Annotated in this window: 17 protein-coding genes; 7 read left to right on the forward strand and 10 right to left on the reverse strand. The window is 66.9% G+C overall.

The window, feature by feature from the left end; genetic code table 11:
* Positions 1-130 precede the first annotated feature (130 nt).
* From BBA01S_RS32685 to BBA01S_RS32695, 3 genes are all read left to right on the forward strand, one after another.
* Positions 131-1,471, forward strand: coding sequence for an MFS transporter (locus tag BBA01S_RS32685; RefSeq protein ID WP_027820112.1), 1,341 nt, complete (start codon positions 131-133; stop codon positions 1,469-1,471).
* Between the two features lie 101 nt (positions 1,472-1,572).
* A complete protein-coding gene (locus tag BBA01S_RS32690; protein ID WP_027820113.1) occupies positions 1,573-2,289 on the forward strand; it encodes a DUF2848 domain-containing protein in 717 nt (238 codons plus the stop codon).
* Between the two features lie 31 nt (positions 2,290-2,320).
* Complete coding sequence (locus BBA01S_RS32695) at positions 2,321-3,715, forward strand: amidase (RefSeq protein WP_027820114.1); 1,395 nt, start codon at positions 2,321-2,323, stop codon at positions 3,713-3,715.
* A gap of 15 nt (positions 3,716-3,730) precedes the next feature.
* Here the strand turns inward: BBA01S_RS32695 and BBA01S_RS32700 are convergent, their stop codons facing one another.
* From BBA01S_RS32700 to BBA01S_RS43840, 4 genes are all read right to left on the reverse strand, one after another.
* Positions 3,731-4,702, reverse strand: coding sequence for a TIGR03571 family LLM class oxidoreductase (locus BBA01S_RS32700; protein ID WP_042298302.1), 972 nt, complete (start codon positions 4,700-4,702; stop codon positions 3,731-3,733).
* A gap of 61 nt (positions 4,703-4,763) precedes the next feature.
* On the reverse strand, positions 4,764-7,574 hold the full coding sequence (locus BBA01S_RS43835; RefSeq protein WP_042298303.1) for a LuxR C-terminal-related transcriptional regulator: 2,811 nt from the start codon (positions 7,572-7,574) through the stop codon (positions 4,764-4,766).
* On the reverse strand, positions 7,571-8,554 hold the full coding sequence (locus BBA01S_RS32710; protein WP_027820116.1) for a LysR family transcriptional regulator: 984 nt from the start codon (positions 8,552-8,554) through the stop codon (positions 7,571-7,573). Before BBA01S_RS32710 ends, BBA01S_RS43835 begins: the two co-directional genes overlap by 4 nt.
* Positions 8,555-8,602: 48 nt before the next feature.
* Entirely contained in the window at positions 8,603-10,336 is a 1,734-nt protein-coding gene (locus BBA01S_RS43840; RefSeq protein WP_084162695.1) for a fatty acid--CoA ligase, read from the reverse strand.
* Positions 10,337-10,599: 263 nt separating this feature from the next.
* Between BBA01S_RS43840 and BBA01S_RS32720 the strand changes: the two genes are divergently transcribed.
* Positions 10,600-11,631 carry an NADP-dependent oxidoreductase gene (locus BBA01S_RS32720; protein WP_027820117.1) on the forward strand — a complete coding sequence of 344 codons (1,032 nt, stop codon included), beginning with the start codon at positions 10,600-10,602 and terminating at the stop codon, positions 11,629-11,631.
* A 201-nt stretch (positions 11,632-11,832) separates the two neighbouring features.
* Positions 11,833-12,714, forward strand: coding sequence for a glyoxalase III HchA (hchA, locus tag BBA01S_RS32725; protein ID WP_027820118.1), 882 nt, complete (start codon positions 11,833-11,835; stop codon positions 12,712-12,714).
* A 78-nt stretch (positions 12,715-12,792) separates the two neighbouring features.
* Here hchA and BBA01S_RS32730 read toward each other — a convergent pair whose 3' ends face one another.
* On the reverse strand, positions 12,793-13,833 hold the full coding sequence (locus tag BBA01S_RS32730) for an NAD(P)H-quinone oxidoreductase (protein WP_245641654.1): 1,041 nt from the start codon (positions 13,831-13,833) through the stop codon (positions 12,793-12,795).
* 164 nt (positions 13,834-13,997) lie between these two features.
* Between BBA01S_RS32730 and BBA01S_RS32735 the strand changes: the two genes are divergently transcribed.
* Positions 13,998-14,870 (forward strand): LysR family transcriptional regulator, encoded by an 873-nt coding sequence (locus BBA01S_RS32735; RefSeq protein ID WP_027820120.1) that lies wholly within the window; start codon positions 13,998-14,000, stop codon positions 14,868-14,870.
* A 20-nt stretch (positions 14,871-14,890) separates the two neighbouring features.
* Here BBA01S_RS32735 and BBA01S_RS32740 read toward each other — a convergent pair whose 3' ends face one another.
* A complete protein-coding gene (locus tag BBA01S_RS32740) occupies positions 14,891-15,202 on the reverse strand; it encodes a cupin domain-containing protein (protein ID WP_027820121.1) in 312 nt (103 codons plus the stop codon).
* Between the two features lie 113 nt (positions 15,203-15,315).
* Positions 15,316-20,175 carry an NAD-glutamate dehydrogenase gene (locus BBA01S_RS32745; protein ID WP_027820122.1) on the reverse strand — a complete coding sequence of 1,620 codons (4,860 nt, stop codon included), beginning with the start codon at positions 20,173-20,175 and terminating at the stop codon, positions 15,316-15,318.
* Between the two features lie 268 nt (positions 20,176-20,443).
* Here BBA01S_RS32745 and BBA01S_RS43845 point away from each other — a divergent pair, with 268 nt between their 5' ends.
* Positions 20,444-21,520, forward strand: a complete 1,077-nt coding sequence (locus BBA01S_RS43845) for a LacI family DNA-binding transcriptional regulator (protein WP_042298304.1) — start codon at positions 20,444-20,446, stop codon at positions 21,518-21,520.
* Between the two features lie 32 nt (positions 21,521-21,552).
* Here the strand turns inward: BBA01S_RS43845 and BBA01S_RS32755 are convergent, their stop codons facing one another.
* The 3 genes from BBA01S_RS32755 to BBA01S_RS32765 all read right to left on the reverse strand — a co-directional run bounded on the left by BBA01S_RS32755 (position 21,553) and on the right by BBA01S_RS32765 (position 23,619).
* Positions 21,553-21,942 (reverse strand): type II toxin-antitoxin system VapC family toxin, encoded by a 390-nt coding sequence (locus tag BBA01S_RS32755; RefSeq protein ID WP_027820123.1) that lies wholly within the window; start codon positions 21,940-21,942, stop codon positions 21,553-21,555.
* 9 nt (positions 21,943-21,951) lie between these two features.
* A complete protein-coding gene (locus BBA01S_RS32760; protein ID WP_027820124.1) occupies positions 21,952-22,182 on the reverse strand; it encodes a type II toxin-antitoxin system Phd/YefM family antitoxin in 231 nt (76 codons plus the stop codon).
* Positions 22,183-22,479: 297 nt separating this feature from the next.
* Positions 22,480-23,619, reverse strand: a complete 1,140-nt coding sequence (locus tag BBA01S_RS32765; protein WP_027820125.1) for a porin — start codon at positions 23,617-23,619, stop codon at positions 22,480-22,482.
* Positions 23,620-23,731: the final 112 nt, after the last annotated feature.

Below are 23,731 nucleotides of genomic sequence, written 5' to 3' on the forward strand. Positions count from 1 at the left end.
CTGGCGCCTGTCGGCCTGAGGCATTCACGGCGTCCGACACGCGCAGGCAACGTCGAACACAACGACCACAGCGACCACAACCCGAGCACGCCGCACGCACGGCGTGCCGCTTCCACACCTGGAGTACCCGATGAACTCTCTCGCCCAGACCGATTCGTCATCGACGTCCGCTTCGACGTCCACCGCGGCGCTCGATCAGCCGCGCGCCGGACGCGGCCGTCTCGCCACGGCCAGCATGGTCGGCACGTCGCTGGAGTGGTACGACTTCACCGTCTACAACACGCTTGCCGCGCTGGTCTTCAACCACCTGTTCTTCCCGTCGGTCGATCCGCTCGCGGGCACGCTGCTGGCGTTCTCCACCTACGCGGTGGGCTATGTGTCGCGCCCGCTCGGCGGCTTCATTTTCGGCAACCTCGGCGACCGCGTGGGCCGGCGCGCCGTGCTCATGCTCACGCTGGTGCTCATGGGCATCACGACCGCGCTGATGGGCGTGCTGCCCACCTATGCCAGCGTCGGCATTCTCAGCCCGATCCTGCTGGTGAGCCTGCGTTTCGTGCAGGGCATCGCGCTGGGCGGCGAATGGGCGGGCGCGGTGCTGCTCGCGGTCGAACACGGCGACCAGAAGAAACGCGGCCTCAACGCCTCGTGGGCGCAGGTCGGGCCGTCGTTCGGCACGCTGCTGGGCACGGGTTTCATCGCGCTGCTCACGCTGGCCGTCGCGCCCGATGCGTTCCTTTCGTGGGGCTGGCGCGTGCCGTTCCTCGCGAGCCTGCTGCTCGTCGGCTTCGGCCTGTGGGTGCGTCGCAGCGTGGGCGAGACGCCGCAATTCGAGAAGCTGAACGAAGCGCACGCCACCGTCCAGGTGCCCGTCGCGGAAGTCTTCTCGCAGCACTGGCGCAGGCTGCTGATCGCGGGCGGCGCTCGCATCGGCTCGGACGTGCTCTACGCGCTGCTCGTGGTCTTCACGCTGACTTACGTGACGACGGTGCTCGATCTCTCGCGCTCGCTGGCGCTGGGCGCCGTGCTCGCGGGCACCGCCTGCAACGCCGCCACCGTGCCGCTGTTCGGCGCGCTCTCCGACCGCTTCGGGCGTCGCCCCGTCTACCTGTGCGGCGTGCTGGCCGCGATCGTGTGGGCGTTCGGTTTCTTCTCGCTCGTCAATACTTCGCAGCCCGTATTGATCGTGCTGGCGGTGATGATCGGCCTCGTGATTCACGCTGTCATGTACGGCCCGCAGGCGGCATTCGTCACCGAGCAGTTCCCCACCCGCGTGCGCTACGCCGGTTCCTCGCTCGCTTATACGCTGGCCGGGATCCTGGGCGGCGGCTTTGCGCCGCTCATCATCGTCGCGCTGTACCGGACGTGGCACGCAACCACGGCGGTGTCGCTCTACGTGAGCGGCGCGCTGATCGTCACGTCGATTGCGCTGCTGGCCGCGCGGGAAACGGCGCACCGTCCGCTCGACGAATAAGCGGGCGCACCCGAAACGAAACGGCTTCAAATGGTTCCGGCATGCGCCGCGCGCGGCATGCCGTGGCCTCTCTCACCCCAACGCTTTTGTACTTCCGCACCATGACTACGCTTTCCTTCACCGTTATCCCCGTCGACGGCGCCGCCGCGACCGTGCCCGTCGAGATCGACACGCTCGTGATCGCCGGCTGGGCCGGGCGCGACGCGCAGGCCATCCAGGCGCATATCGACGAACTCGCCGCGCTGGGCGTCGCGCCGCCGTCGAGCACGCCGTGCTTCTACCGCGTGGCCGCCGACCAGCTCACCCAGGCGCAGACCGTCGAGGTGCTCGGCACGCACACGAGCGGTGAGATCGAATGCGTGCTGATGGACAGCCCGCTCGGCACGCTCGTGACGATTGGCTCCGATCACACCGACCGCAAGGCGGAAGCCTATAGCGTCGCGGTCTCGAAGCAGGTCTGCGCGAAGCCGCTCGCACGCGAGGCGTGGCGTTACGCCGATGTGGCCGCGCATTGGGACAAGCTGGAATTGCGCGCCTCGCTGATCGACGCCAACGGCAACGCGCGCCCGTACCAGCACGGCGCGGTGGACGGCCTGCTGCCGCCGCCCGCGCTCTGGCAAGGCTACGCCAGCGCGGCGCAAGGCAGCGAGGCTGCGCTGCCCGCACGTTGCGCGATGTTCAGCGGCACGCTGAGCGTGCACGGCGAACTCGCAGCGATGACCAGCGGCGAAAGCTTCGACATGGAACTGCACGACCCCGTGCTCAAGCGCAGCCTGCGCCAGCGCTACAGCGTGCACGCGCTGCCCGTGGTCGCCTGATCCGCCCTCACGTTAGCCCTATCGCACCACCATGCCGACGACCCACTTCCCGCCCGCCGCCCCGCTACAGCAACTCGCCGACGCGCTCGACGCGGGCACGACCACGAGCCGCGCGCTCGTCGAAACCGCACTAGAGCGCATCGCCGCTGCGGGCGGTGACGGCGCGCACGCCTTCATTCACGTCGATGCCGACGGCGCGCGCCGCCTGGCCGACGCCCAGGACGCACTGCGCCGCGCGGGCGTGAAGCTCTCGCCGCTGGCGGGCCTGCCCGTTTCCATCAAGGATCTGTTCGACGTTGCGGGCGAACGCACGCGCGCCGGTTCGCGCGTGCTCGACGAGGTCGCGCCCGCCACCGCCGATGCGCCTGCCGTCGCCCGCCTGCGCCGCGCAGGTGCGGTGCTGATCGGCCGCACCAACATGAGCGAGTTCGCGTTCTCGGGCCTTGGGCTGAACCCGTGGCGCGGCACGCCGCGCTCGCCCTGGAACGACAGCACCGATGGCACCGACGGCGCAGCGCGCGTGGCGGGCGGCTCGTCCTCGGGCGCGGCGGCATCGGTCGCGCAAGGGATGGCGGCGGCGGGACTCGGCAGCGACACGGGCGGCTCGCTGCGCATCCCGGCGGCGTTCTGCGGCCTGACCGGCTTCAAGCCGACGGCACGCCGCACGCCCACCGCAGGCGTGTTCCCGCTCTCGACCACGCTCGACACGGTAGGCGCGATTGCGCCGGACGTGGCCTGCTGCGCGCTGCTCGACCGTGTGCTGTCCACGCCTGGCTTCGAGGTAGATCAGCACGACGCCAGGCGCACGACGCTCGACGGCGTGCGCCTGGCCGTGCTCTCGAACTACGTGACCGAAGGCATGGATCAAACAGTCGCGCAGGCGTGGGAAGCCGCGCTGACGAAGCTCGCCCGCGCGGGCGCGCGCCTCGTGCCGCTGCGCCTGCCGTTGCTCGACGCGTTGCCCACGATCAATCGCTACGGCTTTTCGCCGATCGAGGCCTATGCGGCGCACCGCGAGCGCCTGCACACGCAAGCCGATGCCTATGATCCGCGTGTGCTCGCGCGCATCCGTCACGGCGAGGCCGCACGCGCGGCCGATTACCTCGACCTGCTCGCGGCCCGCGCCGCCGCCATCGACGAGGCCCGTAGCGCGCTAGCCGGATTCGACGCCTTTGTCATGCCCACGGTGCCCATCGTGCCGCCCGCCATCGCCGCGCTCGAAGCTCACGCCGCGCACTTCGCCGCGACCAACGCGCTGGTGCTGCGCAATCCGTCGGTGGTGAATTTTCTGGATGGCTGCGCGGTATCGCTGCCGTGCACGCCGCCAGGCGCGGCGCCGGTGGGCTTGAGCGTCGCGGGCCTGGCGCTCGCGGACGCGCGCGTGCTGGGCATTGCCCAGACGATGGAAAGCGTGCTGCGCGGATAACCGCGCGCGCGGTCTTTAGTCCGCGTGAAAATGCGGCAGCACCTCGGCGGCCAGTTCGTCGAGAACTTCGCGCGCGGGGCGCTCGCCGCCCAGGTTGAAGGTGACGTGCTGCATGCCCGCGTCGCGCATCGCCTCCAGCAGCCCGACGAGCGCGATGCGCCCGGTGCGATAGCCCAGCGGGACGGACGTTGCCGGTTCGTGCGCAGCGTCGCTCAGTTGCAGGCGCATCGCGGTGCCGAAGGCGCGAAACGCGCCGGGCGCGACACGATCCACGGCGGCGCGCCATAGCGCATGGCGCGAGCGCTGCGCCTCGGGCTCGCGATGGTAGGTCATCCAGCCAATCGCATTGCGCGCGATCCAGTCCACGCTCTGCCCGCCCGAGCCGACGGCGAGCATCGGCACGGTCGTCGCCGGACGCGGCAGCAGGAAGAATCCGGGCGCATCGGTTGGTGCGAAGTCCGGCACGACGCGCGAATCCGGCGCGAGCGCGGCAGCCAGCGTGCCCCAATGACGCCGGTACAGTTCGCGGCGCGCCTCGCCGTCCTGGCCGAAGGCCGCGTATTCGGCGGGACGGTCGCCCGAACCCAGGCCCAGAATGAAGCGCCCTTCCGACAAATGACTCACCGATACCGCGCCTTTGGCGATATGCAGCGGATGGCGCAGCGTCAGCACGATCGCGCCGCTGATGAGCGCGGCGCGCTGTGTATGCGTGGCCAGCGCGCCAAGCAAGACCCACGGATCGAGATGGCCGACGGGATCGGGATAATCGGCGCTATTGAGCGGCACGTCGCGCACCCAGAGCGCGCGAAAGCCCAGCGCATCGGCGTGATGGGCAAGCGCGACCTGCTCGCGGAAATCGGCGACGTGGGTATCGGGCGGCAGCACCGGCAGCGACAGGCCAATCGACAGTTGCGACTGCGCGAACACGCGCGCGACGGGGTTCGGGCCGATCGGGTTCGCATCGACCGGGTTATCGGGGAAGTCCATGAAGGCGCTCTCGCAGGGACAGGCAGGACGTGACGATAGCGCGTTTCGCCTTGCGCCGGGTTCATCGCCGCTTGGCCGCGCCCGCCGTGGGGACTGGCGGGCGCACGGCGGGCATGTCGAAGGCCAGGCCGGTGCGCACGGCCTGGATGCGCGAATTCACGTTGAGCTTCTCGAAGATATTCTTGAGATGCCATTTGATGGTTTCGGGTGCGACGCGCAGCGCGCGGGCGATTTCCTTGTTCGAAAGTCCGCGCGCCACATAGTCGAGAATTTCCACTTCGCGCGCGCTCAGGTTGCTGGCGGCAAGACTCGCAGCCGATTGGCGCGACTCATCCGGCCGGGCGTCGCGTCCGTCCGCCGCCGTGGCCGTGAAAGCCGCCTTGAGTTCGTCGAGATACCAGACGCTCACGCCGGGAAAGCGCGCCAGGTTCTGGCCGATGGCCGACAGCAGCGCCACGACGCGCTCCCCTTCGTCGACAACGCTGCGCACGAGGCCATTGCGCTGCCCGTAAGCCAGCGCCTGCGCGAGCAGTGCGAGCGCCGCCTCGCCGTCGCCGGCTTCGTGCGAAGCCAGCGCCGCGGGCAGCGCGGCCTGCGCGGCGAACCAGGGCATGCCGCGCGCGCTCAATTCGCGATGCACGCTGCCGAATAGCGCTGCGGCTTCGGCGGCATGGCCGTCGTGCAGGAGCAGTCGCGCGCGGGCCGTCTGGGCGAACGACCACGTTTCGATGCCGCTGCCTGCGGCGGGCGGCGCGTTGTCGTCGAATTCCGCGAGCGCGCGTAGCGCCTCGCCGTGGCGATGCGCCTGCGTGAGATTGCCTTCGATCAGGCTCACGCGCACCTGCGCGCCCATGCACGCCGCCTGAAGGCGCAGCCATTGCCGCCCGGCCGCGACGCGCTCGACGTCGTGCAGCAACGCCTGCGCGCCGCCGAAATCGCGTCCGTGCACGAGTTCCATCGCCGCCGTGAGCGCGAAGCGCAGCATCGGCCCGAGCGAGCAGGCCTGCAGCGCAATCGGCAGGCGCTCGCGCTGGAGTTCGCGCACGCGCGCGAGGTCGCCCCACTCGTACCAGATCGCGCCGAGATAACCGGCCGGCAACGCCGCCGCCGCGCACAGCCGTCCCGCGCGCTCCTCGGCCATGCGCAGCGCGCCTTCGAACGTCCGCGCCGCGTCGTGCAGTCGTCCCGCGACGAATTCGCCCAGTCCGCTCATGCTGCGCCGGTAGACATTCGAATAGAGCAGCGCGTCGCTGGCGGCTTCGTCGCGTGCGCGCAGGCGCAGCACTTCGTCCAGCCCGCCGGCATAGCTCAAGCCGAAAATCAGCGTGGTCTGGCCGATCTGCTCGACCCATGTCCCCACGGACGGCTGGGCATCGAGCACCTGACGGCCCAGCCGCAGCGACTCGGCGCTTTCGTCGGCGAGTCCCGCGACCAGCGAGCGCACCGCGAGCACTTCCAGCGCGGCCACGTCGTCAATGGCGAGCTTGCCACTGCCGATATCCGCTTCGATACGCTCCAGCGCGCGGCGCGCGGCGACGATCTGCAGCGAAAGCGCCAGCGCCCACGCGTGCGCCAGGCGCAAGCGCACGCGGCCTTCGAACGCGGCGTCCGGCAGGCGCGCGATCCAGTTGAGCACGGTGCGCACGTCGCTCGCCGCGATGAGTTCCATGGCGCAGGACTCGACCCAGTCGGCGGCCTGTCCCACTTCGCCCGCCGCGAGCGCATGACGCACCGCCTCCGGCCACAGGCCCGCCGCGCCCAGCCAGCGCGCCGCCGCACGATGCAATGCGGGCAAGGCCTCGGGTCTGCGCACCTGCAACTCGTCGCGCAGGTACTGCGAGAACAGCGCGTGATAGCGGAACCACTGCGCCTCGCCGTCGAGCGCCTTCACGAAGAGATTGCGCGCGCTGAGCCATTCGAGCATGGCGTGGGCGTCGTCGCGGCCCGTGAGCGCATTGCACAGCGCGGGCGTCATGCGTTCGAGCACGGCAGTCGCCAGCAGGAATTCGCGCACGGGCTGCGGCAGGACGTGCATGACGTTTTCGTTCATGTATGCCGCGATACCGCCGCGCGCCTGGGCGATGCGACGCACAACCTGCGCCGCATCCACATCGTCGCGCAAGGCCAGCGCCGCCAGTTGCAGGCCCGACACCCAGCCTTCGGTCGCACCGACCAGCGCTTCGAGATCCGCAAGCGCGAGTTCCTTGCCCGCCACGCGCCGCACGAATTCGGCGGCTTCGCTGCGCGTGAAGCGCAACATGTCGGCGTCGAGCCAGACGAGCTGATCGCGCGAAGCGAAATAGCTAAGCGGCAGCGCGGGCGTCGAGCGGCAGCCCAGCACGACATGCAGGTGATCGGGCGCATGGCGCAGGAGGCTGAACAGCGCCTCGTGGATCGCGGGTGCTTCGAGACGGTCGACATCGTCGAGAAAGAGATAGAGCGGCGTGTCGACGGCGGCGAGTTCGTTGAGCAGTTCCGCGAAGGCGACGTGGATCGGCAGCACGGCGCGCTCGCGCAATTGCTGCTGGGCGCGCGCGCCCACGCCGCCGCTCGCTTCCACCACCGCGGCGATCAGGTAGGCCGCGAAGGTGGACGGCTCGTCGTCCTCGTCGTCGAAGCTCACCCAGGCGGCCTGTGCGCCCTGCGCCAGCAGCGCGGCGCGCCATTCGGCCAGCAAGGTGGACTTGCCGTAACCCGCCGGTGCGCACACCACCGTGAGCCTGCGCTCGCGGCCCGCGCGCAGACGTTCGAGCGGCGCGGCGCGCGTCACCTGCTCGCGCGCATGCGCGGGCGCAAGCTTGGTGTGGATCAGCGCGGCGGCCGCGCCGTCTGTGCTCGCGCCACGGCGGCGCCTGTCGGGGCGTGGATTCATCGGCGCGGTTGGCTCCTGAGCGGCAACACGGCCACGCTGGGCGTGACGCGCACGAGCCGCTCGATCTCCTGTTCCTCGGTAGACAGCGCGGGCGCGAGCGTCGCGCGCAGATGCTCGACGAAGGTGCGGATGCGCGCATCGACATAGACGCGCGACACATAGACCGCGTAGACGTTGAGCGTCTGCAGGCGGTACTCCGGCAGCACGCGCACAAGCGTGCCCGCCCGTAGATCGTCGATCACCGAGTATATGGCGAGCGACCCGATGCCGCTGCCCGCGCGCAAGGCGACGGCCAGCGCCTCGGGTTCGTTGATCTGCAACGCGGGTTCGCCGAGCGCATGCACCGATTCGCCGTCCGGCCCTTGCAGGCGCCACTCGTGCGCGGGCGCGGCGGGCGTATCGAGGCCGACGCAGGCGTGCCGCGCGAGATCGGCAGGCGTGCGCGGCACGCCGTGGCGCGCGAGCCATGCGGGCGACGCCACCAGCACGCTGTAGCTCACGCCGATCTGCTGGGCGATATAGCCCGAATCGGGCAAGGACGCGGCGCTGAGCACGGAAACGTCATAGCCCTCCTCGACCAGATTGGGCAGACGCTGCGAGAGCGTGAGTTCGACGCCGACATCGGCGTAAAGCTCGCGATAGGCCACGACCGACGCCGTCACGTGGCGCTGCGCAAGCCCCGGCATCGCATGCACGCGCAGCCGCCCGTAGGGCCGCACGAGCGCATTGCGCGCCTCGGCGTTGGCCTCGTCGACATCGCCGAGGATCGGCCGCACGCGCTCGAAGTAGCGCCGCCCGCTCTCGGTGAGCGCAAGGTGACGCGTCGTGCGTTGCAGCAGCCGCGTCTCCAGGTAGTCTTCGAGCTGGGAAATCGCGCGGGACACCATGCCCGTCGAAGTATCCATGCGCTTCGCAGCTGCCGTGAAACTGCCGGCCTCCACGACGCGCACGAAAGTACGCATGTTTTCGAGCATGTCCATCATGATCCGCGGGTTGTGCAAGGCGGCGCGCCGCCATCGGAACAGGCATTATCGGCGCGGCGGGGCTGCCGGATCAGCCCCCCGCTTAGGGGGCTGGCGCGTTGTTTTCGTGTCCTGATAGCGTTCGCGCAACGCGCGCTTGTTGATCTTGCCGACGCTGGTGCGCTCCAGGCTCTCCACGATCAGCAGCCGCTCGGGCACGGCATAGCGCGAGATCAGGCCGCGTTCGGCGACGCGCTTGATATGCGCCTGCAACTGCGCGGGCGTGACGCTTTCATGGCCCTCGGCGAGCACGACCAGCGCAAGCGGCCGCTCGCCCCAGCGCGCGTCCTGTACGCCGATCACCGCCGCCTCGCGCACGCCGGGATGCGTCGAAAGCAGGTTCTCCAGTTCCAGCGACGACACCCATTCGCCGCCCGTCTTGATGACGTCCTTGATGCGGTCGGTGATCTGCAGATAGCCGTCGGCGTCGATCACGCCGATGTCGTTCGTATGCAGATAGCCGCCCGCCCAGAGCGCGGCGCTGGCCTGCGCGTCGCCCAGATAGCCTTGCGTGGCCCACGGCGCGCGCACGACGACCTCGCCCGCCGATTTGCCGTCGCGCGGCACGTCGCGCATATGCTCGTCGACGATGCGCAGGTCGACGAGCGGCAACGGCATGCCCGCGCGCGTGCGCACGCCGACGTCGCCAGGCTGCCCGGTCTCGCCGCGCGCCTGGGCGAGCGTGAGTAGCGGACACGTCTCAGACATGCCGTAACCGGTGTACACGTCGATGCCACGCTCGCGCGCGGCCCGCGTCAGGCCTTCCGAAAGCGGCGAGCCGCCCACGATCACCTTCCAGCGCGACAGGTCGAGCGCCGCGCCCGCCGGACAGGCCAGCAGCATGTCCAGCAGCGTCGGCACGCAATGCGAGAACGTGACGGCCTCGCGCTCGATCAGGCGCAGCAGGTTTTCTGGCGTGTAGCGGCCCGGATAGACCTGCTTGAGCCCCATCGCGGTGGCAATATAAGGCATGCCCCAGGCGTGCACATGGAACATCGGCGTGATCGGCATATAGACGTCTTCGCGATGCACGCGGCCCTGCTCGCGCGCACTGCCGAGCGCGGCCATCCCCGCAAGCGTATGCAGCACGAGCTGGCGATGGCTGAACGACACCCCCTTGGGCAGCCCGGTCGTCCCCGTGGTGTAGAACGTGGTCGCGCGGGTGTGCTCGTCGAAGTCGGGGAATGCGTAGTCGGGGCAACTGGCGCGCATCAGCGCTTCGTATTCGCCGTGGAACGCTGCGGGATGCGTGGCGGGATGCGTGGCGGGATGCGCGGCGTCTTCGGCGTCGTCGCCAATCAGGATGAACGTGCGCACCGTCGTGAGTCTGGGACGCAGGCTCTCCAGCATCGGCAGGAAGTCCCGGTGTACGAGCAGAACCTTCGCCGCCGAATGATTGAGCGTATAGAGCACCTGATCGGGTGAAAGCCGCACATTCACGGTCATCAGCACCGCGCCCATCATCGGCACGGCGAAATAGCATTCGAGGTAGCGATGACTGTCCCAGTCCATCACGGCCACGGTGTCGCCCGCACTCGCACCCGCATCGGCCAGTGCACTGGCCAGTTGCCCGAGGCGGTGCCTGAAATCCCAGTAGGTGTAGCGCACCGCGTCGCCATAGACGATCTGCTGCTCCGGGCAGGTCGCGAGCGTCGTGTGCAGCAACTGCTTGATGAGGAGCGGATAGGCATACGCCGTGTCGGCGTGGTTCGTCGTGTTCCCTGCGTGTTCTTTAGTCATGCCAATCTCTTCGATAGACGTTCGCGAATCGGATGCAACAGGCTAGCGAAGCGCCTCGGCGGATTCAGCCCCCTGATTGGGGGGCTGCGCCGTAACGGGCGTGGACGCGCGTGCACGCGCATTCGCACGCCGCGTGCAACGATGATTTCCTTGCGACGAGGTATTCGGTGCAACTCGCCGCCCTACAATCCGCCTGCCTCGACGCAAGCGGGTTGCACGTTGTTCCCGCGCCTCGCGTCGCAACTTTTTTTGAGGATGTTCCGATGTCGCAATCGCCGATCGTCAATCGCCGCGTGGTGCTTCATTCGCGCCCGCTGGGCGCGCCCACGCACGACAATTTCCGTCTCCACGAAAGCGCGGTGCCCGCGCCCGGCGACGGCGAAGTGCTGCTGCGCACGCTCTGGCTGTCTCTCGATCCTTATATGCGCACGCGCATGAACCATACGGCCTCCTACGCACCGCCCGTCGCGCTTGGCGACCCGATGGTCGGCGCGACCGTGAGCCGGGTGGTCGATTCGAAACATGCGCAATTCAAGGCCGGCGACCTCGTGCTGGCAAATGCAGGCTGGCAGGACTACGCGCTGGCGCACGGTGGCGCGCTCACGGCGCTCGATGGCATCGCCGAACCGTCGCATGCGTTGAGCGTGCTCGGCATGACCGGCTTCACGGCGTATTGGGGCCTGCTGAAAATCGGCGAGCCGCTGCCCGGCGAAACCGTGGTGGTGGCCTCCGCGAGCGGCGCGGTCGGAGCCGTCGTGGGTCAGATCGCGAGGCTCAAGGGCGCGCGCGTGGTGGGCATTGCGGGCGACGCGGAAAAATGCCGCTACGTCACGGAACAACTAGGTTTCGACGTGTGTCTCGATCGCCGTGCGCCTGACTTCGCTGCGCAACTGGCGCTTGCCTGCCCTGCTGGCATCGACGTCTACTTCGAGAACGTGGGCGGCGAGGTGTTCGACGCGGTACAGCCGTTGCTCAACGTGGGCGCGCGCATTCCGCTGTGCGGCCTGATCTCGCAATACAACGCCGATGGCGCGCCGCCGACGCCCGACATGCTGCCCGGCTTCCTGCAGATGCTGCTGTTCAAACGTATTCGCATGCAGGGTTTCATCATCGGCGATCACTACGCGAGCGGTTTCGACGCCTTCCTGCGCGACATGAGCGCGTGGATCGCAGAGGGCAAAGTCAAGCTCCAGGAAGATATCGTCGATGGGCTCGAACGCGCGCCGGAAGCGTTTCTCGGACTGCTGGCGGGCCGCAACTTCGGCAAGGTCGTCGTGCGCGTCGCGCAGGACTGAGCGAGCCGTTTCATCCGATGTTTTGCCCACCCGTTCGGGGGGCTTTGTGCGCGGCCTGCGATTTCCTACCATGCTCTCTGTGGATCGCGCCGCGCCTCGAAAATTGCCCGGACTCTGCGCTTGGGCGCCCGCCACCACGTCGCCGATTTCGAACCTCCCTTACGTTCCCAAAGCCCTCGATATCCCGTTCAAGGAGATCTCATGACCGCCGCTCAACAGGCGTCCGATCGCGCCCCCTCGCCCGATCACGCCGAACACAACGCATTTTTTCCCTCGCCCTATTCGCTCACGCAGTACACCGCGTCGAAAACCGATTTCGACGGCACGACCTATCCGAACCCCTATAAAGAGGGCAAATGGAAGGTGCTGATGATTGCGACCGACGAGCGCTACATCCTCACGACCAACGGCAAGTTCTTCTCGACGGGCAATCACCCTGTCGAGATGCTGCTGCCGATCCACCACATGGATCAGGCCGGTTTCGAAGTCGATGTCGCCACGCTTTCGGGCAATCCCGCCAAGCTCGAACTCTGGGCCATGCCGAACGAGGATGAGGCCGTGCTGGGCACGTATCGCAAGTATCTGCCGAAGCTCAAGCAACCGCTCAAGCTCGCGGACGTGCTGGAAAAGAGCCTTGGCGAGGATTCGCCGTATATCGCCGTGTTCGTGCCGGGCGGCCATGGCGTGCTCGCGGGCATTCCGTACAGCACGGAGGTCAAGCAGGTGCTCAAATGGGCGATGGATCACGACAAGTACATCGTCACGCTCTGCCACGGCCCCGCGTGTCTTCTCGCCGCCGCCGTGGACGAAGACCCGGCGGACTATCCGTTCAAGGGTTACGAGATCTGCGTGTTTCCCGACTCGCTGGACACAGGGGCGAATCAGGAGATCGGCTATATGCCGGGACTGCTGCCGTGGCTCGTGGGCGAGAGCCTCGAAAAACTCGGCGTAAAAGTGCTGAATCGCGGCATCGACGGGCGCTGCCATACCGACCGCAAGCTCATCACCGGCGATAGTCCGCTGGCGTCGCACAACCTCGGCAAGCTGGCCGCCGCAGCGTTGTTGAAGGAAGTGGGCCTGTAAAAGCACGCACCGTGCGAGCGCGCCCGCTGTTTTTTGCGGGCGCGCTCGCGTTGCGCTTGTTTTGCGCTCCTGTTGCGCTTACTGCGATGCTGCCGCGCGCGTGGTCAGCACGATCTTGCCGATGTGCTTGCCCGAATCCATCAGCGTGTGCGCATCGCGCGCATCCTCCAGCGCGAACTGGCGATAGATCATCGGCTTCACGCTGCCGCTGCGAATATGCGGCCAGATGTGCGTTTCGAGTTCGTGAATGATCTCGGCCTTCTCTTCATGCGTGCGCGAACGCAGTGTCGAGCCGATATGCGTGAGCCGCTTGGTGAGCATCGGGAACAGGTCGACCTGCGTGGCTGGCCCCTTGATGACGCCAATCTGCACGATGCGCCCGTTCACGGCCGCCGCTGCGAAATTGCGCGCGACGTAATCGCCCGCGATGATGTCGACGATCACATCGGCGCCCTTGCCTTCGGTGAAGGCCAGCGTTTCGGCGACAAAATCGCTGTGGCGGTAATCAATCGCGAGATCCGCGCCCAGTGCAAGACTCGCCTCGCGCTGCTCGTCGGAACCGACCGTCGTGATGATGCGGCCCGCGCCCAGGGCCTTCGCGAACATCGTCGCCGCCGTGCCGATGCCTGAAGCACCGCCGTGAATCAGCACGGTCTCGCCTTTCGCGAGCTTGCCGCGCTGGAACATGTTGAGCCAGACCGTCATGAAGGTCTCGGGCATGGCGGCGGCTTCCACGAGACTCAATCCCTGCGGAATGAAAAGCGTGTTCGATTCGTGCGCCGTCGCGTATTCGGCATAGCCGCCGCCGGGCACCAGCGCGCAGACGCGGTCGCCCAGCACGAAGCGCGTGACGCCCGCACCGAGCGCGACCACTTCACCCGCTATTTCCAGGCCCGGCAGGTCGGATGCGCCCGGCGGCGGATCGTAAAGCCCCTTGCGTTGAAACACGTCCGGGCCGTTGACGCCTGCCGCGTGAATGCGGATCAGAACCTCGCCGGGGCCAGGCGTCGGCACGGCGCGCACCGTGGGCGCCAGCACTTCCGGGCCGCCCGGCTGCGTAATCTCGACTGCCGACATGGTCGGCGGAACGTTGTGTGCATTGTGTGCTGCATTCGACATCGATTCATCCTCGTAAGCTCGATCGACGGGCGTGGGAACCGGAAGGTTCGTTGAACTGCACGCCTCTGATCTGCAGACGAGTATAGTTTTCGAGGTCTCGCGTGCCACGCAGCAAATTGCTGACGCAGTGATGCAAAATTGCATCAGCATGGAATGGAGCCATCATGAACTGGGACGACGCCCGCATCTTTCTCGCGATCCATCGCGAAGGCACCTTGCGCGCCGCTGCGCGCACGCTCAATCTCGACCAGGCAACGGTGGGACGGCGACTCGCGACGCTAGAACAGGGCCTGGCCGCAGCGCTGTTCGTGCGCACGTCGAAGGGCTATACGCTCACGCCTGCGGGCCAGATTGCCGTGCAGCACGCCGAAAGCATGGAGCGCGCGGCCCACGACCTGACGCGGCAGACGCAAGGGCTCGACAAGCGGCTCGCGGGCGACGTCAAGCTCACGACGACCGACGCGCTCGCGCTCGAATTCGTAGTGCCCGCGATCGAGCGCCTGCACGCGAAGCACCCGGACGTATGCGTGCACCTGAGCACCTCGACGAAACTGCTTAACCTCGCCAAGCGCGAAGCGGATATCGCGGTCAGGACGGTGCGCCCCGGCAATCCCGGTCTGGTTGCGCGGCAACTGGCCAGCTGGGAAATGGGGCTGTTCGCATCGAAGGCCTACTTGGATCGATACGGCGAGCCGGAGCCAGGCCAGGCCTTTGCGGGACACGATCTGGTGGTGTATCAGCCTTATATCGATGCGGCGCGCGTGCCGACGCTGGCAGGAGAGCCGCTTCACGCCGGACGCATCGTTGCCCGCTTCGATTCGAACCTGAGCGCGCGCGCGGCCATCAAGGCCGGTATGGGCCTGGGCGAGATACCCGAAAGCATGGGCGTGAGCGATGGCCTTATCCGCATCTGGCCGACACGCAGGCGTGCGTTGCCTTATGAAGTGTGGCTCGTCACGCACGAAGACTTGCGCCGTACGGCGCGCATTCGCGCCACCATCGACGAGATCGTGCAATCGTTCGAGCGGCGCGTTTGAGGACTTTGCGGAACGGTCGTTTAGACGCTGCCCGCTTTTTCGATCACGAGTATGCGGGCCTCGCCCAGCGGGTGCGCGACATGCTCCGTGCCGACCGAGGCATAGAACACGTCGCCGGTTTCCAGCACGGTTTGTTGCTCGACGCCCGCTTCGCGGTAACGCATCTCCACACGTCCATCGAGCACGGCGAAGACTTCCTCGCCGTCGTTCACGTGCCATTTGTAGGGCTGGTCTGTCCAGTGCAGGCGCGTGGTGATGCCGCCCATATTGGCGATGTCGAGCGCGCCCCAGGCGCGCCCGGCGGTGAAGGTCTTGCTGCGGATGATTTTCATGGCGAATGGAGCAAAGCGGGATCGGCGAAACGGGCGCTATCGAATGTGTCAGGCGCCTATTGTCGACCCACGCTCTACCGCCCGTCCAGCCCGGCGGGATATCCGCGCTTGCGTCAAGGCCTTTCCAGCATCGCCATCGCGCGCACGATCACCAGCAGCACCGAGAGACTCACGCCGCTCGTCGCGCGCAGTTCCGTGAGCAGGTGCGCGTAGCGCTCCAGCGCCGCCTCGTGCTGGCCGCACCACGCGTCCACCAGCGCCTGAGGGTCGGCCGTCTCGGGCGCGTCGGCCAGCACGCTCATCGTCAGTGCGCGCTTGAGCCGGCCGATTTCCGCGAGCGCCGCCGCGCGCGCCATCGTGTCCCAGTGCGTCGGCGTTGGCAGCGCGGCCGCGCGTTCGCTGATCCAGCCGTAGTTCAGGCGCGTGCCCAGCGCGAAATACACCGCCGCGACCCATTCGAGCGGCCGCTCGCACGCCGCCGCCACATCGGCGATATCGAGCAGCGCGACCGACAGCTCGCCGCTCGCCACCCGCACCGCCAACGCGCTTTCCACGCCCGCGTTCACCAACGCCGCCTGACGCGCCGCCAGGGCTTCGAGATCCGCCGCGGGTAACAGCGTCGGCAACTGCGGCGCGAGCCGCTGCGCCGCGTCGCGGCAGCGCGCGATCAGCGTATTGACGCCCACGCCGTCCACTGCGCCCGCCTGCAAGTGGCGCAGGAACCAGAGCGCCGCGCGTTCCAGCAGCCGCGCGACATCGACGAACATGCTTGCCTGCACGTCGTCGGGCACCCGGTTGTCGAGCGCGTCGATATCGCGCCAGACATCGTCGAGACCGAACACGTCGCGCGCCATGATGCAGGCGCGCACGATCTCGCCGGGGCGCGCGTCGGTCTCTTCCATCAGGCGATGCACGAACGCACAACCCACGCGGTTCACGAGCGCGTTCGTCAGGTGCGTGGCGAGGATCTCGCGGCGCAGCGGGTGGCGCTGCATGGGCGCAATGAAGCGCTCCTGCAACGGCACGGGAAAGTAGTCGATCAACAGCGCTGCGACGAGCGGATCTTCCGGCACATCCGAAGCGAGCAGCGCGTCGTAGAGCCACATCTTGCTATAGGCGAGCAGCACGGCGCGTTCGGGCGACGTGAAGCCGAGTTTCGCGGCCTGACGCTCGGCCACCTGGTCGTCGGTCGGCAGGAACTCGATCACGCGATTCAGGCGGCCCGCGCGTTCGAGCCAGCGCATCAGGCGTGTTTCGGCATCGAACAATTCGGCGCTATAGCGGCCCGCAATCGACAGCGCCTGGGTCTGGTAGTAATTGTCGCGCAGCACCAGCAGGCCGACTTCATCGGTCATTTCCGCGAGCAGCGTGTTGCGCTGCTTCGTGGTCATTTCGCCATCGGCCACCACGAGGCCCAGCAGGATCTTGATGTTAACTTCGTGATCCGAACAATCCACGCCCGCCGAGTTGTCGATGGCATCGGTATTGATACGCCCGCCGTTCTGCGCGAACTCGATGCGGCCGTATTGCGTGACGCCCAGGTTGCCGCCCTCGCCCACCACCTTGCAGCGTAGATCCGCACCGTTGACGCGCACGGCGTCGTTGGCGCGGTCGCCCACCTGCGCGTTGGTTTCATGCGCCGCTTTCACATAGGTGCCAATGCCGCCGTTGTAAAGCAGGTCGACGGGCGCCTGCAGGATCGCGCGGATCAGTTCGCTGGGCGTGAGCGCCGCCGCATCGATGCCGAGCACCGACTGCACGGCGGGCGACAGCGGAATGGTCTTGACGGTGCGCGCGAACACGCCGCCGCCCGCCGAGATCGCCGCGGGATCGTAGTCGGCCCAACTGGAGCGGTCGAGCGCGAACAGGCGGCTGCGCTCCGCGAAGCTCACGGCCGTATCGGGATTCGGGTCGAGAAAGATATGGCGATGATCGAACGCGGCCAGCAGCCTGATATGCGGCGAGAGCAACATGCCGTTGCCGAACACGTCACCCGACATGTCGCCCACGCCCACCACGGTGAAATCGCTCGCCTGGGTGTCGACGCCCATTTCGCGGAAGTGGCGCTTGACCGATTCCCACGCGCCGCGCGCCGTGATCGCCATTTTCTTGTGGTCATAGCCGACCGAGCCGCCCGAGGCGAACGCATCGTCGAGCCAGAAACCGTATTCCTGCGAAATGGCGTTGGCGTAGTCGGAGAACGTGGCTGTGCCCTTGTCTGCCGCAACCACCAGATAGGGGTCGTCGGGATCGTGGCGCACGACGTCGGGCGGCGGCACCACCACGTTGCCTTCGAGGTTGTCGGTGAGGTCGAGCAAGCCGCGCAGGAAGGTCTGGTAGCAGGCGATGCCTTCGCGCATCCACGCCTCGCGATCCGTCATCGGTGGCGGATTCTTGACGACAAAGCCGCCCTTCGACCCCACCGGCACGATCACGACGTTCTTCACCATCTGCGCCTTCATGAGGCCCAGCACTTCAGTGCGGAAGTCCTCGCGCCGATCCGACCAGCGCAGGCCGCCGCGCGCCACGCGTCCGCCGCGCAGGTGCACGCCCTCCACACGCGGCGAATAGACCCAGATCTCGAACATCGGCTTGGGCTCGGGCAGGCCCGGCACCTGCGACGGGTCGAACTTGAACGAGAGCGCGGGCAGCGGCGCGCCGTCGGCATCGCGGCGGAAATAGTTGCTGCGCTGCGTCGCGTTGATAACGCCGAGGAACTGGCGCAGGATGCGATCCTCGTCGAGATTGGGCACCTGGTCGAGCGCGGCTTCAATCGCCTTGAGCGCCAGTTCCATGCGCGCCGTGCGCGCGGCCGTCACCACAGTGCCGTCGCCAGCACGCGGATCGAACCGGATCAGGAACAGTTCGACCAGTTGCCGCGCGATGGCGGGGTTGCCCGTGAGCGCGCGCTCGATATAGGCATCGCTGAAGGTGGAGCCCACCTGGCGCAGATATTTGGCGTAGGCGCGCAGGATCGTGACTTCGCGGGCGCCCAGGTACGCGCGCAGTACGAGGCGGTTGAAATCGTCGTTCTCGATGCGGGCCGTCCAGACCGCTTCGAACGCGTCTTCGAACAGGTCTTTGACGCGCTCGATATCGAATTCGGCGTCGTCGGCCAGTTCGAGGCCGAAATCGTGAACCCACGCGGGCTCGCAGCCTGGCACCTGAATCACGTAAGGCCGCTCTTCGTCCACGCGCACGCCAAGATGCTCCAGCATCGGCAGGCTGCGCGAAAGCGCGATGGCGTCGCCCGCGCAATAGACCTTGAATCGAAACGCGCGCGGGCCGGCCTCGATAGGTCGGTAGAGATTCATGGCGATGCGCCGCGTGCCCTGCACGCGCTCGATCAGCTCGATGTCGCGCACCGCCGTGCGCGCCGGGTAATCGTCGCGATATCCGGCGGGGAACGAATCGGCGTAGCGGTGCAGCAGGCGCGTGCCCTGCTCTTCGCCGAATGCGTCGAGCAGCGCATCGGCGAGATCGTCCTGCCAGCGGCGCGTGACCTGCACGAGCCGCGCTTCCAGTTCGCGCGTATCGACTTCGGGCATCTCGCCCGACTTGATATGGACGACGAAATGAATACGTGCGAGTGTCGATTCGGAAAGCAGCGGTGTGAACTCGACCGATTCGCCGTTAAACGCTTCGCGCAGCAAATGGGCGATCTTGCGTCGCAAATCGGTGTTGTATTTGTCGCGCGCCACGTAGACGAGGCACGACACGAAGCGGCCAAACCGGTCGCGCCGCACAAATAGCCGCGTGCGCTGGTGCTCCTGCAGACGCAGCACGCCAAGCGCGATATCGTAGAGTTCGTCTTCGCTGGCCTGGAACAGTTCGTCGCGCGGCCAGGTTTCCAGCACGGTGACGAGCGACTTGCCCAGGTGGCCCTTCGGCAGGAAGCCCGCGCGCCGCACGATGTTCGCGCATTTACGGCGCACGATCGGGATTTCGCTGATCGAGTCCATGTAGACCGTCGAGGTGTACAGCCCCACGAAGCGGCGCTCGCCGCACACCTTGCCGTCCGGCCCGACCAGCTTGATCCCCACGTAGTCCAGATACCCGGGCCGATGCACGGTGGCGCGGGAATTCGCCTTGGTCAGGAAGATCGGCCATGCCCCCGAGATGATCTCGGTCGCGGCGGGCGGCAGCGGCGTGACGTCGGGCACGCCGGGCGCACGCAGCGATTCGCGCAGGATGCCGAGTCCCGAGCCCTCCACGCCGCGCAGGCCAAAGCCGCCGTCGTGTTCGACCAGTGCGTAGTCGCGCTGGCCGAGGAAAGTGAAATGATCGGCCACCATCCATTCGAGGAAGGCGCGCGATTCGATGTCTTCCGCGCTGCTCTCGCGCGCTATCATGGTCTTGATGGTCTCGCGCGCGACCTCCACGATCTTCGGCCAGTCCTCGACCGAGGCGCGCACGTCGCCAAGCACTTTAGCGATATCGTGGCGCAGCTCGTCGAGCTTTGCTGCGTCGCCACATCGATCGATTTCGAAGTGGATGAACGAAGCGAGTTGCGACTGGCCGTCGTCGGCGCCCGCGCCGCCCACGTCGACGCGCGTGATCGCGCCGTCCGGGCCGCGCCAGATGCGAAACACCGGGTGCATGGCCGAATGCAGCGCGAGCCCGAGCTTGTTGACGGCCATCGACACCGAGTCGACGAGGAACGGCATGTCATCGTTTACGATCTCGACGACGGTGTGATCGGAATGCCAGCCGTGCTGTTCGAGAATCGGGTTATAGACCCGCATGCGTTCCGTGCCGGGCACGAAGCGCTGCGCGGTCTGCCAGTGCGCCATCGCGGCGCCGTAGAGGTCGGCGATCGAGCGGCTGCGCAAGTCCTCGGCATCGACGAAATCGTAGTAATGACGCAGGAAAGGCTCGACGATCTGGAAGGTCGATTCGGGCAGTCGCGCACGCGCGAATTCCACGAGATCGGAGAGCAGATGGGCGACGAATTCCTCGTTCCTCGCTTGCATGGCGGGCTCCTGGGCGGAAGGCCATCGACTGCTATCGGCAGGGAGTTCATTATGCACCGCCACGGTGATCGAACGATGACTGCGTGCGCAGGGGTTTTCGCCAGACGGTATTAACCCGCATGCGGCATCCGTACAACGCCCCCTGGCCGCATGGCCAACGGCGATGAGAGGCCGCCAGGCCTTCTGCTAGAATCGATCGAACTGTAACGATAGCGTTACCAGATATCGCCTTGGTCTCGCTGCACACTCCTTCATCCAGGTTCGTCGCATGACCAAGCAAAATCCCACGCTTGCCGATGTTGCCGAGCGCGCCGGTGTATCGCAGATGACGGCCTCGCGCGCGCTCAACGGGCGCACCGGTGTCTCGCGCGAAACCCGCGACGAGGTGCTGCGTATCGCCGCCGACATCGGTTATGTCGTCAATCGCACGGCGCAGAAGCTCTCGGGCGGTCGCAACGGCATCATCGGCATCATGACGCCCACGCTCGACACGCAGTTCTCCAACGAACTGATCCTGGGCGCAAGCCGCGCGGCGCGCGCAGCGGGCTGCGAAGTGCTCGTCTACACCGTCTCCGACGACAGCCATTCGCACGAAGAACTCATCAAGCTCGTGCGCCAGTTTTCCGACGGCCTGCTGGTGATCCTGCCGCGCGAGACGATGAACCTCGACGCGCTGGCCGCTGCACGCGTGCCCGTGGTGGTGATCGACCAGCGCGGCACGCTCAACCGCTTTCCTTCCGTGTCCGTGGATAACTACGGCGGCGCATGCATGGCCGTCGAGCACCTGGTTTCGCTCGGTCACCAGCGCATTGCGTTTCTGGGCAGCGACGAGGCCATCGAAGGCGTGCGCGACCGGCAACGCGGCTATCACGACACGCTCGCGCGCCACGGCCTCGCGCGCGACCCGGCACTGGTCGCAAGCAGCGATCTCTCGCAGATGACGGTCTTTGAATTGGCGTCGAACCTGCTGAAGTCGCCGGAGCCGCCTACGGCGATTTTTGCGGCCAACGACCAGAGCGCATTCGGCGCAATCGCAGCGGTGCGCGAAGCGGGCCTGCGCGTACCCGACGATATTTCCGTGGTGGGGTTCGACGATATTCCGATGGCCGCGCAGTTTCATCCCGCGTTGACGACCGTGCGTCAGCCGTTCCAGCAGATGTCGAGTTCGGCTGTGAATGCGCTGCTTGCGCAGATCGAGGGCAGCGACGCGCTCGCCCAGCGCACGACCTTCCCCGCCGAACTCGTCGTGCGCCAGAGCGCGGCGCAAGTGCAACAAGCGCAACAAGCCCCGCAAGCGTCCCAGGCTGCGCCGCGCAAGGCGACGCGTTCGCGCGCAAAGGCTTGAGCAGGATTCCGAAGCGAATCTGCGCGGCGCCCTTACCAGATCGTGTCGATATGCGTGAGTGCACGCACGCGCGCATCGGGGGTGACGAGCGGCACGCCCAGCGTGCGGGCGGTTGCGGCGACAATCCGCTGCGGCGGCGGCAATTGCGGCGACAGGGTCGTGGCGCGCACCGCGATTGCCGTATCCACGGGCACCATCCGCACGCCCTCCAGCGACGCAAGCGTGGCGAGCCAGCGCCGCGTGTCCATCGACAGTGCGAGCCGCCCGTTTTCCACGAACTGCGCGACTTCCAGCACGCTGATGGTGGAAATCAGGACTTCGGATTCTTCCAGTGCGTTGTCTATCGCGTTGCGTGCGGGCTCGCTCAACGCTTGATCGCCGCGCAGCCAGTAGACCAGCGCGCAGGTGTCCAGGGCGACCATGAGCGGACGCTATTCGTGGCTTGCCGGGATGAAACGCCCGTCCGCGCCTTCGATATCGCAATGCACGATGGAAGCGCGCAGCGAATCGAGCGGACTCTTGCGTTTGGCGCGATACGGCCGGATTTCGATGGTCGGTTGCCCGCGGTCGGTCACCACCACGCTTTCGCCGAGCAGTTCGACCTGGCGGAACAGTTCGCAGGCCTTGGCCTTGAACATCGCTTTGGACACACGCTTTTCCATTGAAGGCTCTCCACCTTGCCGGCGCGCTTAATTATGGTTGCTTCGGCACGATCCGCCGCACGCCTTGAACGTTATCGCTAACGTTCTCAAGATAGCACGCCAGTACGGCACGCTTCAAGCACGCCCGGACAGGGGTATTCCCGATGCGCGCAGCGTGCGGGAAAAGCAGGAAAGACGAAGAAAAAAGGGACGCCGGCGCGTCAGGGCTGGAGGAGAACGACCACGCCGGCGCGGCGCGGGCCAAGTCTGGCCGCGCCTGTCCATGGGGACTTTCAGCTTGCATCCGTGCTGCCCGAATCAGAACAGATGCATCACGCCCGCAAATACGCCGAACTGGCCTTGTCCATAGTTGGGGTTGCCGTTCGCCGACGATCCCGTCGCCGGGTCGTAGTCGTTGTTGCCGTATGAGCCGTTGCCCAGGTTGATGTTCGACGTCGAACTGTTGTGCACGTAGCCCGCTTCCGTGTAGAGGAAGGTGCGCTTGGAGAGGTTGTACGTGCCGCCCAGCGTGTAGAGCGTGGCGTTGCCGTTGCCGTGGTTGGCGTTGGCGTGGAAGACCGCCGCCGTGATCGCGGCGGCGGCGTTGACCTGCCAGGCTGCGCCGACCCATTCGTGATCCACGGCGGTCGGTGCGGAGACGCCGTTGGGCTGCGAGGCGTCGGTCACGCCCACGCTTGCGTTGGTGGCGTTCGGCGCGCTCAGGTGCTGGTAGCCCGCGTAGAACTTGACCGGCCCGAACACGAGCGTGCCGCCCGCAAGGATCGAGCGCGAGTGCTGGTAGACGTCGTTGAAGGTGCCATCCGCGCCGCGCACTTCGTCGTAGATCACGCGAAAATCGCCCAGCCCATAGGAGTAGACAGCTTCGATGCCGTCCGTGCGGCCCTGGCCGGTGGGCGTGGCCGCTGCATTCCATTTGGTGTTGTTGGTCAGCGCATACTGGCCGCGCATCTGGAAGCCGTTCCAGGCCGGCGTCTGGTATTCGAAGCCGTTTGCGGCGCTCGCCCAGTTGCGCCCGCGCACGAGCGTCGCGATGGCATAGCGCTGCATCAGTTGCGGATCCGCGCCCCAGCTGTCCTGCGAGATTTCGCCCGCCCCCAGGTTGCCCATCTTGAAGGTGCCGTAGCGGTCGTTGTCGAAGCCCACGATGGCGTGACGGCCGAACAGCGCGCCCGCCGACTGGCCGTTCTGCGTATTCAACTGCCCTTCCAGCTTGAAGATGGCCTTGGTGCCGCCACCCAGGTCTTCCGCGCCTTCCAGCCCGAACCACGAGCAGCCCCAGTCGCCGCTTTCCGCGCTGACCTGGTGCTTGTTGCCCGGCAGGCCGGTTTCATACTGAATGCCGTTGTCGATACGGCCATACAGCGTGACCTGGCTTTGCGCGTGAGCGGCGGTCGATGCCGAGGCCAGCACCGCAAGGCCAATAAGCGTCCTTTTCATCAGGGTTCCTATGTTTTTTCGTCTGTCTCCAAACCACGTCCCGGCTGCGTGGGGCTTGCCGGCGCAGCAACCTGAAATGCCTGGGGCACTTCGGGAGCCGATTATAGGAACG

Source organism: Paraburkholderia bannensis NBRC 103871, assembly GCF_000685015.1.
Lineage (GTDB): Bacteria > Pseudomonadota > Gammaproteobacteria > Burkholderiales > Burkholderiaceae > Paraburkholderia > Paraburkholderia bannensis.